Origin of the sequence: Gordonia aquimaris (assembly GCF_026262595.1) — a bacterium.
Classification (GTDB): domain Bacteria; phylum Actinomycetota; class Actinomycetes; order Mycobacteriales; family Mycobacteriaceae; genus Gordonia; species Gordonia tangerina.
Window position 1 is genome coordinate 132,463 of record NZ_JAPKFM010000013.1, and the last position, 11,247, is coordinate 143,709.

General features: G+C 67.2%; 11 protein-coding genes. 10 read left to right on the forward strand and 1 reads right to left on the reverse strand.

Features of this window, described 5'->3' with window-relative positions; genetic code table 11:
* The first annotated feature begins 242 nt into the window (after window positions 1–242).
* The 7 genes from OSB52_RS13795 to OSB52_RS13825 all read left to right on the forward strand — a co-directional run bounded on the left by OSB52_RS13795 (window position 243) and on the right by OSB52_RS13825 (window position 7,796).
* Window positions 243–1,790, forward strand: coding sequence for an NlpC/P60 family protein (locus tag OSB52_RS13795; protein WP_235724873.1), 1,548 nt, complete (start codon window positions 243–245; stop codon window positions 1,788–1,790).
* A gap of 210 nt (window positions 1,791–2,000) precedes the next feature.
* Window positions 2,001–3,089 (forward strand): AAA family ATPase, encoded by a 1,089-nt coding sequence (locus tag OSB52_RS13800; RefSeq protein WP_235724888.1) that lies wholly within the window; start codon window positions 2,001–2,003, stop codon window positions 3,087–3,089.
* On the forward strand, window positions 3,076–4,014 hold the full coding sequence (locus OSB52_RS13805) for a DUF58 domain-containing protein (RefSeq protein WP_235724872.1): 939 nt from the start codon (window positions 3,076–3,078) through the stop codon (window positions 4,012–4,014). The genes OSB52_RS13800 and OSB52_RS13805 overlap by 14 nt, the downstream gene beginning before the upstream one ends.
* Before the next feature lie 10 nt (window positions 4,015–4,024).
* Window positions 4,025–4,993, forward strand: coding sequence for a VWA domain-containing protein (locus tag OSB52_RS13810; RefSeq protein ID WP_235724887.1), 969 nt, complete (start codon window positions 4,025–4,027; stop codon window positions 4,991–4,993).
* Between the two features lie 67 nt (window positions 4,994–5,060).
* Window positions 5,061–5,792, forward strand: a complete 732-nt coding sequence (gene fabG1, locus OSB52_RS13815; protein WP_235724871.1) for a 3-oxoacyl-ACP reductase FabG1 — start codon at window positions 5,061–5,063, stop codon at window positions 5,790–5,792.
* A gap of 46 nt (window positions 5,793–5,838) precedes the next feature.
* A complete protein-coding gene (inhA, locus tag OSB52_RS13820) occupies window positions 5,839–6,675 on the forward strand; it encodes an NADH-dependent enoyl-ACP reductase InhA (RefSeq protein WP_235724870.1) in 837 nt (278 codons plus the stop codon).
* On the forward strand, window positions 6,672–7,796 hold the full coding sequence (locus OSB52_RS13825; RefSeq protein ID WP_266062231.1) for a ferrochelatase: 1,125 nt from the start codon (window positions 6,672–6,674) through the stop codon (window positions 7,794–7,796). The genes inhA and OSB52_RS13825 overlap by 4 nt, the downstream gene beginning before the upstream one ends.
* Here OSB52_RS13825 and OSB52_RS13830 read toward each other — a convergent pair.
* Entirely contained in the window at window positions 7,759–8,559 is an 801-nt protein-coding gene (locus OSB52_RS13830; protein ID WP_266062232.1) for an Rv1486c family protein, read from the reverse strand. The two genes, OSB52_RS13825 and OSB52_RS13830, sit on opposite strands and share 38 nt — an antisense overlap.
* Before the next feature lie 90 nt (window positions 8,560–8,649).
* Here OSB52_RS13830 and OSB52_RS13835 point away from each other — a divergent pair, with 90 nt between their 5' ends.
* The 3 genes from OSB52_RS13835 to OSB52_RS13845 are packed head-to-tail and all read left to right on the forward strand — an operon-like array spanning window position 8,650 to window position 11,195.
* Window positions 8,650–9,480 (forward strand): DUF3097 domain-containing protein, encoded by an 831-nt coding sequence (locus tag OSB52_RS13835; RefSeq protein ID WP_235724867.1) that lies wholly within the window; start codon window positions 8,650–8,652, stop codon window positions 9,478–9,480.
* Between the two features lie 55 nt (window positions 9,481–9,535).
* Window positions 9,536–9,964 carry an NfeD family protein gene (locus OSB52_RS13840; RefSeq protein ID WP_235724866.1) on the forward strand — a complete coding sequence of 143 codons (429 nt, stop codon included), beginning with the start codon at window positions 9,536–9,538 and terminating at the stop codon, window positions 9,962–9,964.
* A gap of 25 nt (window positions 9,965–9,989) precedes the next feature.
* Window positions 9,990–11,195 (forward strand): SPFH domain-containing protein, encoded by a 1,206-nt coding sequence (locus OSB52_RS13845; RefSeq protein ID WP_266062235.1) that lies wholly within the window; start codon window positions 9,990–9,992, stop codon window positions 11,193–11,195.
* Window positions 11,196–11,247: the final 52 nt, after the last annotated feature.

An 11,247-nucleotide genomic window follows, 5' to 3' on the forward strand; every position in this document is an offset into this window, starting at 1 on the left:
ACGGCATTTTGCCTGGTAATCACGCCAATGTAATTCGTGACTGCTGTTTTCCGATGTGTTCGATGTGACGTACGGTTCTGTTGTCACGAGTGGTGCCCAAGTGATGGAGGGCACCACGAGTGGTGCATGGTGCACGTCGCGAGGCGGGTCGGGATCGGGCAGGCACCCATCACTTCACAGCGCGCGGACCGCGAGGTCGCATCCGCTGTGGCGGGTAAGCCGCGAACGACGAGGGAGAACTGGTGAGGCGAGCTACTACCGGCGTGGCGCGCGGTGGGTCACCGGCGCCGCGAGCGCAACGGTCCCGCCGACGCGCGATTGCGGCCCGGGTCGGCGCATTGCTGGCCATCACGGTGCTCGGGTTCGTAGGAGCCGGACAGGCCCAGGCAGCGCCGAAAACCGGAGCACAATCGCAGGTCTCCGGTCTGATCAATCAAATCGCCAAGGCGAACCAGAATCTGGCCGATCTCGACAACGCGGTCGCAGTCCGTCAGGAAAACGTCAATCGCGCACTGGTGGACTACCAGAACTCCGTGGCCGCCGAACACTTGGCGAGTGTCGCCGCGAAGTCGGCGAAACGTTCCCTTTCCGACGCGCGGCGCAAGGTCGCCGAGGCGCAGAAGGCCTTCGACGAGTTCGCGCGCGACGTCTACCGGCAGGGGAGTGCTCGCAGTTCCATGGCCGAGTACGTCTCATCGGACAACCCCGGCGCCGTACTGGACCGGATGACCGTCATCGACCGACTCGGCAAGCAGCAGCGCGACACCATCGAGCGGCTCGAGGTGGCCCGAAACCAACAGGCCAACCGGGTCTCCGCGGTCCAGGCGACGCAACGCCAGGCAGCATTCGCCACCCAGAGCGCAGCCAACCGCAAGGACGACGCGCTCGCCGCGGTCAGCCAGGCGCGTTCGGCGGTCGCCTCGGAGCAGCAGCGTCGGTCCGCCCTCATCCAGAAGCGCGACAAGGTCCAGCAGTCGCTCGACAAGATCCGGGGTGTCGCGCCGCGACGTACGGTCGAGGGCCCCACGGCCGGCGAGCTCTTGCAGAACCTCTTCCCCGATTCGCCGCAGACACCCGCGGCGCCCGGCGCGCCCGCGGAGCCCGGCGGCGACAACCAGGCCTTGGCCGTGGCGGCCACGGCTGCGGCCAAACTCGCTCTCGATGTCGGTCAGAAGGTGCTGGCCGAACTCGTCGGGCAACAGCAGATGCCGCATTCAGAACTCCTCGACGAGCTCGGCATCGGCGGTTCCGACATGACCGGTAGCGGCCCCGACTCGCTGAGCTCGGTGATCGGCAACGGCAGCCTGGGTTCGCTGTTCGGCAGTTCGTCCGGTGGCGGCGGCGGCATGGTAAGGCCCGGTCTCCGCGGTCCCCAGGCCATCGAGATCGTCGTGAATCGGGCGCTCTCGCAGCTCAACGTGCCATATGCGTGGGGTGGCGGCGACGCCAACGGTCCCACCCGGGGCATCCGTGACGGGGGTGTCGCCGACAGCTACGGCGACTACAACAAGATCGGGTACGACTGCTCGGGACTGATGATCTACGCCTTCGCGGGCGTGGGCATCGAACTGCCGCACTACACCGGCTACCAGTACACCTCCGGTCCACAGTTCCCGCTGTCGCAGATGCAACGCGGCGACATGATCTTCTACGGCCCGAACGCCAGCCAGCACGTCGCGTTGTACCTCGGCGACAACAAGATGATCGAGGCGCCGCAGTCGGGCAGTGTCGTCAAGGTCTCGCCGCTGCGCACCGCGGGAGCGATGCCCAACGTCGTTCGCCTGCTCTGAATCGACGCTGCCGGTCGCGGCACCTTCTTGGCCGCAGTTCAGCCAACGCGACTACGCTGGCACCGACAGGCCGCCCGGACGGGGCAGGTCCTACTGAGGCACGGCGCACGTGACCCGAGATTGCGCACGCAGATGGAACAGGAGTACCGGTTGACCTCATCGCAACCCCCGGCCGATTCCGCGGGCGGAGTCGGCCCCGACGGATCGGTCATGTTGTCCGACAGTGACGTCAAGCTGCTCGAACGCGCGATCTACGAGGTGAAGCGGGTCATCGTCGGGCAGGATCAGCTCGTCGAACGCATCCTCGTCGGCTTGCTGGCACGCGGACACATCCTTCTCGAAGGTGTGCCGGGCGTCGCCAAGACCCTCGCGGTGGAGACGTTCGCGACCGTGGTGGGTGGCACCTTCTCCCGCGTTCAGTTCACGCCGGACCTGGTCCCCACCGACCTCATCGGCACGCGAATCTACCGGCAGGGCAAAGAGGAGTTCGACACCGAACTCGGTCCCGTGGTGGCCAACTTCCTGCTCGCCGACGAGATCAACCGAGCCCCCGCCAAAGTGCAGTCCGCGCTGCTCGAGGTGATGGCCGAACGGCATGTGTCCATCGGCGGCACCACGTACCCGATGCCGGATCCGTTCCTGGTGATGGCCACCCAGAACCCCATCGAGAACGAAGGCGTCTACCCGCTGCCCGAGGCACAACGCGATCGCTTCCTGTTCAAGGTCCTCGTCGACTACCCGTCGGTCGAGGAAGAGCGCGAGATCGTCTACCGGATGGGCAACGTGCCGCCGTCGGCATCGCAGGTCCTCGACCCGGAGGCGATGATCCGGCTGCAGCGCACGGCGGCGAACGTCTTCGTTCATCACGCCCTCGTCGACTACGTCGTCCGGGTCATCAACGCCACTCGCCGTCCCGCCGAGTTGGGCCTGAGTGACGTCGCGGCGTGGCTGTCCTACGGGGCATCGCCGCGCGCGACTCTGGGTATCGTCGCCGCCGCCCGCGCGCTGGCCCTGGTCCGCGGCCGCGACTACGTGATCCCGCAGGACGTCGTCGAAATCGTGCCCGATGTGCTCCGGCATCGACTTGTGCTGAGCTACGACGCGCTCGCCGACGAGGTCGATGCCGATCAGGTGATCACCCGGGTGTTGCAGACAGTGGGACTGCCACAGGTCGGCGCACAACCGGTCAACACCGGTCCGGCGCCGGGACAACATCCGACTACCCCTGGGCCACAACAGCATCCGGGTCACCCGAACGGCGCGACGGTGAACCAGACGCCACGGTATGCCGGCCAATAGCGATCTGCCGTCGCTCGGTGCCGGCCTGCTGTCCGAACCGCAGCTGACCGCTGCGCTCAAGACGCTCGAGCTGACCGTGCGGCGCAAACTGGACGGCGTCCTGCAGGGCGAACACCTAGGTCTGATCCCCGGCCCGGGTTCTGAACCCGGCGAGGCGCGGGCCTATCAGCCCGGCGACGACATCCGACGGATGGAATGGTCGGTGACCGCGCGGACCACCCAGCCACACGTACGACAGATGATCGCCGACCGTGAGCTCGAGACATGGCTGGTGGTCGATGCGTCGGCAAGCCTCGATTTCGGCACAGTCAACTGCACCAAGCGCGACCTCGCGGTCGCGGCCGCGGCAGCCATCGTCCACCTCACCTCGGGCGGCGGCAACCGGCACGGTGCAATCGTCGTGACCGGCGATCAGGTGGTGCGGATACCGGCCCGCGCCGGCCGGGCGCACGCGCAGAATCTACTCAAGGCGCTCGCGACCACCACGCGGGCGTCGAGCGGCGTGCGGGGCGACCTGCACGCCGGTATCGAGGCGCTTCGCCGACCGCAACGTCGACGAGGTCTCGCGGTCGTCGTCAGTGACTTCCTCGGCCCGATCGACTGGGAGCGGTCGTTGCGGGCCATCGGTGCCCATCACGAACTGCTCGCGGTCGAGGTCCTCGACCCGCGTGATCTGACGCTGCCCGACGTCGGTGAGGTGAGTTTGGCCGACGCGGAGTCCGGCGAGGTGCGCGACATCACGGTCACCCCCGCGGTGCGACGTGACTTCGCTGCCGCGGCCCGCGATCACCAACTGAAGGTGCATCGAACGGTCCGCAGCTGCGGCGGGCCGGTGCTGAGTCTGCAGACCGACCGGGACTGGATCACCGACACCGTCAAATTCGTCGCGCAGCGTCGGCGCGGCCTGGCCGCCGGGGTCGGGTGAGCGGGTGTCGATTCTCGCGAGCCCGTGGTGGCTCCTGTTGCTGCTCGTCGTGGCCGGGCTGGCCGCCGCCTACATCTACGTTCAGCGGCTGCGGCGCAAGCGTGCGCTGAAGTTCGCCAATCTGGACCTGCTCAATCAGGTCGCGCCGGCGCAGCGCAACCGCTGGCGCCACGTTCCCATCGCGCTGCTCTTGGTGGCGCTCACCCTGCTCGTGGTCGCAGTGGCCGCGCCTCAGGCCGACCGACGCGTGCCGCGGAACAAGGCGACGGTGATCCTGGTGATGGACGTGTCGCGATCGATGAACGCGACCGATGTCGCGCCGTCGCGTATCCGCGCTGCGCAGGACGCGGCGCGCACCTTCGCCGACGAACTGACCGACGGCATCAACCTCGGTCTCATCTCCTACGCCGGTACCGCGTCGACCCTGGTGTCGCCGACGCCTGACCACAACGCCACCAAGGCTGCGGTCGACAAACTGCGGCTCGACGACCGCACGGCGACAGGGGAGGGGATCTTCGCGGCCATCCAGCAGATCAAGACCCTCAACGCGGTGCTCGGTGGGGACGAGGCGGCGCCGCCCGCACGGATCGTGCTGCTCTCGGATGGAAAGGAAACCGTCCCGGACGACCCGGACGATCCGCGTGGCGCATTCACCGCCGCGCGCAAGGCGAAAGAGGAGAAGATTCCGATCTCGACGATCTCCTTCGGCACGATGACCGGAACGGTTGACCTCGAAGGTGATCAGGTGCCGGTGCCCGTCGACGACGATTCGCTGCGCAAGATCGCGAACCTCTCGAGTGGTCAGTTCTTCACCGCGGCCAGCCTCGACGAGCTCAACAAGGTCTACGAGACCCTGCAGCAGCAGATCGGTTACGAGAAACGCCGTGGGGACAACTCCCGGCCATGGCTGATCGCCGGTACGTTGTTGGCGCTGCTCTCGGCGTTCGCCGCGCTGGCCATCAACCGACGCCTGCCCTGAGCCGCGCGACCGATCAAACCCATCCCACCGCCTCTGGCGCAGAGCACGAACGGATAAGTTGGCCCACATGGCAGACAGCAACGAAGCTCAGCAGGTCTCTCGCTCGGTCCTGGTGACCGGTGGTAATCGCGGCATCGGCCTCGCCGTGGCGCGGCGCCTGGCCGCCGACGGACACAAGGTGGCGGTCACCCATCGCGGCTCCGGTGCCCCCGACGGGTTGTTCGCAGTGCAGTGCGACGTCACCGACAACGCATCGGTCGAACGGGCGTTCGACGAGGTCGCCGAGCATCAGGGTCCGGTGGAGGTGCTGGTCGCCAACGCAGGGATCACCGACAACATGCTGCTGATGCGACTGTCGGAGGAGTCCTTCGAAAAGGTTGTCGACGCGAACCTCACCGGTGCATTCCGCTGCGCCAAACGCGCGACGAAGGGCATGCAGCGCGCCAAGTGGGGCCGGATGATCTTCCTCGGCTCGGTCGTCGCGACCTCGGGCATTCCGGGACAGGCCAATTACGCTGCCTCGAAAGCCGGACTGATCGGGCTGGCACGGTCGATCGCCCGCGAGGTGGGTTCACGCAACATCACCGCCAACGTCGTCGCCCCCGGCTTCATCGACACCGACATGACCGCTGCGATGGAGGACCGCTACGTGGAGATGGCCAAGCAGGCCATCCCGCTGGGCCGGACCGGCAAACCCGAAGACGTCGCCGCCGCGATCAGCTTCCTCGCCTCCGACGAAGGTGGTTACATCACCGGCGCCGTGCTGCCCGTCGACGGCGGCATGGGCATGGGCAACTGACATCGATGGCACGCCGAACCCACCACCTCAGATTCAGGAGCGAACCGTGACCGGAATTCTCGACGGCAAGACCGTCCTCATCACCGGCATCATCACCGATGCCTCGATCGCCTTCCACGCTGCCGCGATGGCTCAGGAGCAGGGTGCGAAGGTCATCATCACCGGTATTCCCGAGCGGTTGCGGTTGATCGACCGGATCGCCAAGCGCCTGCCGCAGGAGGTGCCGCCGGCCATCGGCCTCGACATCACCAGCGAGGACGACCTGGCCGCGCTCGCCGACCGCATCGGTGAACATGCCCCCGAAGGTGTGGACGGCGTGATGCACTCCATCGCGTTCGCCCCCCGCACGCTGATGGGGCCGGATGCCAAGCCGTTCCTGGAGGGTCCGGGACCTGACGCCGCCAAGGCATTCGAGATCTCCGCGTGGAGCTACGCCTCGCTGGCCCGCGCCGTGCTACCGGTGATGAACGAGGGCGGCTCCATCGTCGGTATGGACTTCGATCCACGCACCGCCCTGCCGTATTACAACTGGATGGGCGTGGCCAAGGCCGCACTGGAATCGGTGAACCGCTATGTTGCCCGGGAAGTGGGCACCGCCAAGCGGATCCGATCGAATCTCGTTGCGGCCGGGCCGATCAAGACGTTGGCGGCGAAGGCCATCGCGGGCACTGCCACCGACGACGCGAAACAGCTCAACATGCTCAACACCTACTGGGACGGTGCCTCGCCGATCGGCTGGGACGTCGAGGATCCGACCGTGGTCGCGAAGTCCGTGTGCGCGCTGCTGTCGGACTGGCTACCGGCCACCACTGGCTCGATCGTCTACGTCGACGGCGGCGCCAGCCACAACACCTGGTTCCCGGAGAACTTTTCGGCACAGTGAGCGATTCCGGAGAGGCTTTCGACGCCGTCCTGTTCCTCAGTTTCGGGGGACCGAACGGACCCGAGGACGTGATGCCGTTCCTGGAGAACGTCACCCGGGGCCGGGGCGTGCCGCCCGAACGTCTCGAGGCGGTGGCCGAACACTACCTGCACTTCGGTGGGGTGTCGCCGATCAATCGGCTCAATCTCGAGATGATCGACGCCCTGCGCGCGGTGTTTACCGCACGCGGCATTGGCCTGCCCGTGTACTTCGGCAATCGCAATTGGCATCCGTTGGCCGAGGACACCGTCGAGAAGATCTATCGCGACGGTCATCGCCGGGTGCTGGTCTTCCCCACGTCGGCATGGGCCGGGTACTCCGGGTGCCGTCAGTATCACGAGGACATCGCGCGTGCGCTCGCCGCTCTCGGGCAGCGCGTGCCCGCGAGTATCGACGACGACCCGATCCTGCTGCGCAAGATCCCGCAATACTGGGATGCCGAGGCGATGATCGCGGCCGCTGCAGACGCGATCGGACGAGCACGTGGAGAGCTGTCGGCCGCCGACGTCGCACCGCGACTGGTGTTCACAGCGCACTCGATTCCGTTGTCCGCGGACCGCGCGGCCGGCCCGGCCGCGGACGGGGGAGGGCTGTACTCGCGTCAGGTCGCGGCCGCCGCACGCGCGGTGGCCACCCGAGCCGGCTACCGTGACTTCGATCAGGTATGGCAGTCGCGTTCGGGCCCACCGCAGGTGCCCTGGCTCGAACCGGATATCTGCGACCACCTGGAAAGTCTTCGGGCCCAAGGTGTTCGGCAGGTCGTCGTGCAGCCGGTGGGTTTCGTCTCGGATCACCTGGAGGTGGTCTGGGATCTCGACAACGAGGCTGCCGAGAAGGCGCGCGAGCTGGGCTTGGATTACGTCCGTGCCGACACTGTCGGCACCGACCCGCGCTTCATCGAGATGATCGCCGATCTGGTGGCCGACTACGCCGACGGCGGTGGGGATTTGACGGCGCTGGGGTGTGCCGACAACGGCCGAACATGCCGCTCCGAGTGCTGCGTGCCGGTGTCACGACCGTCCGCCGCGCCTGGCGCAGTGGAGCCTACTTCGGCCGGCGATACTCGGCGATCACCTGATTGACCGCCGTCGCACGGGCGGACCGCGCCAGCGCACCGAGTCGGCGTAGGCGGGCGTCGGCGAGTTCGACGTGTCCCGCGGTCATCCCGAATGTCGGTGCCTGCGCGCCGGCGAGGGTGACGATTGCCTCCACACGCGCCGCCGAGTCGATCACCCTACCGGCCCGCGCGTCGTCGTGGGGTGGCAGCGTGATCTGGTGGCGCGCAGTGAGCATGGCCAGGGCCGAGCGCAGTGCGGACGGATTCATCCGGATTCCGCTGCTGCCCAGCGTGCCCACGATGTCGGCGGTCTCCCGGACAGCCTCTCGCAGGTCGTATTCGATCTGGCCCAACGAGTTCGACGCGGCGACCGCCACCGGGCGGTCGTACCGGTGCGCCGACCATCGACACGTCTCGCCGACCAAGGTCGGTACCAGGCCGAGGGTGGTGCCGTCGGATTGTTCCTCCACCAACAGAATCTCCCCGGCGATCAGCGCCGCGGCGGTGGCCGGACCCGGCGGCAGGCCTTGCGGATCACCGGCCGTCGGCAGCCGCACCGACAGTCCCTGGCCGGCACGGAGCAGGGCGAGGAGTCCGAGACGGGCGTGTTCGTCGGGCCCGTTGGTGTCGGCGGTGCGGACGACGTCGTGCCGGTCGGCGAACTCGCTCAGGGTGTCGGTCACGTCGTCGGGCGCGCAGCGACCCGCCAACCACGCCGCGGCCCACGTTCCCAGCGCACAGCCGGGCCACGCGGGTGGTCCGGAGGTGATGAGGTCGGTACTGGTCATGGCTTCTCCACGATAGGTGAGTCACGGGTTGGCAGCCGACTCGGCGTGCCCGCGCCGAATCGGCGGCGCGGGGTTCTACGGTGGCTCATCGTGAGCGAAGACCGATACGGACGTGATGTGCTGGCGAACCCCCGCCGCGCCAAACCTCGTGCACCGGAGGTCGCCGCCGAGCGCGATCTGGTCGTCGAGGACGCGGCGACCGGATTCTGTGGTGCTGTCGTCGGCCTGGAGAAGAGTTACTCCGGTGATCTCGTGCGGTTGGAGGACCGCCATGGCATCACCCGGGTGTTCCTCATGCATCCCGCCGCATTCCTGATCGACGGTCGGCCGGTGACCCTGGTGCGCCCGCGTACCCGGGGACCGCAGGTCTCGTCCACCACCGCGTCGGGGTCACGGTCAGCGCCACGCACCCGGGCCAGGACGGCACGGGCCAGTCGGATATTCGTCGAGGGGGTGCACGACGCGACGCTGCTCGAGCGGGTCTGGGGCGACGACCTGCGCGCCGAGGGTGTCGTCGTGGAGAGTCTCGACGGTCTCGACAATCTCGCCGGAGTGCTCGCCGAGTTCGGGCCGGCACCGCATCGCCGTGCGGGCGTGCTCGTCGATCACCTGGTCGCGGGATCCAAGGAGATGCGGTTGACCGGTGCCGTCGGCGAGCACGTGTTGGTGTGTGGGCATCCGTTCATCGACGTGTGGGAGGCGGTGAAGCCGGCGTCGGTACGCATCGAGGCCTGGCCGCAGATCCCGCGCGGAATCGACTGGAAGACAGGCATCTGCAGCCAGTTGAGGTGGGGTACTCCGCAGGACGGATGGCGTCGGGTACTGGCCGGTGTCAACGACTATCGCGATCTGGAGGTCGAACTTCTGCGCTCAGTCGAAGAGCTCATCGACTTCGTCACCGCCGCCGACGGGGATCAGTGACCGCTGCCCGATTCGGGCGAAACGCGCCGCCTGTGGTCTCTGGCACACTGGAGACATGACCGCACTGCTGTGGTTGGTGGCCGCGATGCTCCTCGTGATCGCCGAGATGTTCGTCGGCGATCTGGTCCTGCTCATGCTCGGTGGGGGTGCATTGGCGACGGCGGGTGTGAGCTTCGCGCTGGACACACCGATCTGGGTGGACGGTGTCGTGTTCGCGGTCACCTCGGTGCTGTTGCTCGGCGTGGTTCGCCCGGTTGCCCGGCGGCACATGCTCAATCGGCCCTCGGTGCTCACCAACACCGAAGCCCTCGAGGGGCGGCACGCGGTTGTCACCGAACGGGTGGACGAACACGACGGCCGGGTCAAGATCGGCGGTGACGTGTGGTCGGCGCGGACCCTCGATCCCGGCGAGGTCATCGAACCGGGTATCGAGGTCACCGTGGTGCAGATCGACGGTGCAACCGCAGTCGTATGGAAGGGCTGACCGGATGGAAGGGTTGACGTAGCTCATGGAGTACATCGGACTGATCGTGGTCGCCGTGCTGGTACTGCTCGTGGTGGTGGTGCTCGCGAAGTCGGTGGCCCTCATTCCGCAGGCCGAGGCCGCGGTCATCGAACGACTCGGTCGCTACACCCGTACCGTCTCGGGTCAGCTGACCCTGCTGCTGCCCTTCATCGACCGCATCCGCGCCCGAGTGGACATCCGCGAACGCGTCGTGTCGTTCCCCCCGCAACCGGTGATCACCGAGGACAACCTCACGCTGTCCATCGACACCGTCGTCTACTTCCAGGTGACCAATCCACGGTCGGCGGTCTACGAGATCGACGACTACATCGCAGGTGTGGAGCAATTGACCATCACCACGCTGCGCAATGTCGTCGGCGGTATGACGCTCGAGGAAACCCTCACCTCCCGCGACTCCATCAACGGCCAACTGCGCGGTGTGCTCGACGAGGCCACCGGACGCTGGGGATTGCGTGTGGCCCGTGTCGAGCTGAAGAGCATCATGCCGCCGCCGTCGATCCAGGAATCGATGGAGAAGCAGATGAAGGCCGACCGGGAGAAGCGCGCGACCATTCTCTCCGCGGAGGGACAGCGTGAGTCGGCCATCAAGACCGCCGAGGGCAACAAGCAGAGTCAGATCCTCGCGGCCGAGGGCGCCAAGCAAGCCGCGATCCTCGGCGCCGAAGCCGATCGGCAGTCGACGATCTTGCGCGCGCAGGGCGAACGAGCCGCGTCGTACCTCAAGGCGCAAGGTGAGGCCAAGGCGATCGAGAAGACTTTTGCGGCGGTCAAGGCCGCCAAACCCACGCCCGAATTGTTGGCCTACCAGTACCTGCAGCAGTTGCCCGAGATGGCGAAGGGCGAGGGCAGCAAGGTGTGGGTGGTGCCGTCGGACTTCGGCTCGGCGCTCCAGGGCTTCGCCAAATCGTTCGGCGCACAAGGCGACGACGGTGTGTTCCGCTACGAGCCGACTGCCGACGAGCCGTCGGCGATCGACGAATCCGAGACCGAAGACTGGTTCTCGCTCGCGTCGGATCCGAAGGTGGCCCAGGCGGTCGCCGAAGCAGAGGCAGTGGCACGCAAACCGGTGGCGCCTGAGGTCACCGCACGGGCCACCCGTGCTCTGTCTTTCGAAGCCGACCGGCAGCGGGGCGCGAGTCCGGCAGCGGATCTGTCCGACGCCGGTGATGAGAGCCCCACCAGCCGCTGAGAACGTGGCTTTACATTGCTCTCCGTAAAGCGTGGCCTCACATTGCTCCCTG

Coding starts and splice junctions, on each gene's coding strand:
- OSB52_RS13800 (WP_235724888.1), top strand. CDS start 2,001: ATGTTGTCCGACAGTGACGTCAAGCTGCTCGAACGCGCGATCTACGAG.
- OSB52_RS13805 (WP_235724872.1), top strand. CDS start 3,076: ATGCCGGCCAATAGCGATCTGCCGTCGCTCGGTGCCGGCCTGCTGTCC.
- fabG1 (WP_235724871.1), top strand. CDS start 5,061: ATGGCAGACAGCAACGAAGCTCAGCAGGTCTCTCGCTCGGTCCTGGTG.
- OSB52_RS13830 (WP_266062232.1), bottom strand. CDS start 8,559: ATGACCAGTACCGACCTCATCACCTCCGGACCACCCGCGTGGCCCGGC.
- OSB52_RS13840 (WP_235724866.1), top strand. CDS start 9,536: ATGACCGCACTGCTGTGGTTGGTGGCCGCGATGCTCCTCGTGATCGCC.
- OSB52_RS13845 (WP_266062235.1), top strand. CDS start 9,990: ATGGAGTACATCGGACTGATCGTGGTCGCCGTGCTGGTACTGCTCGTG.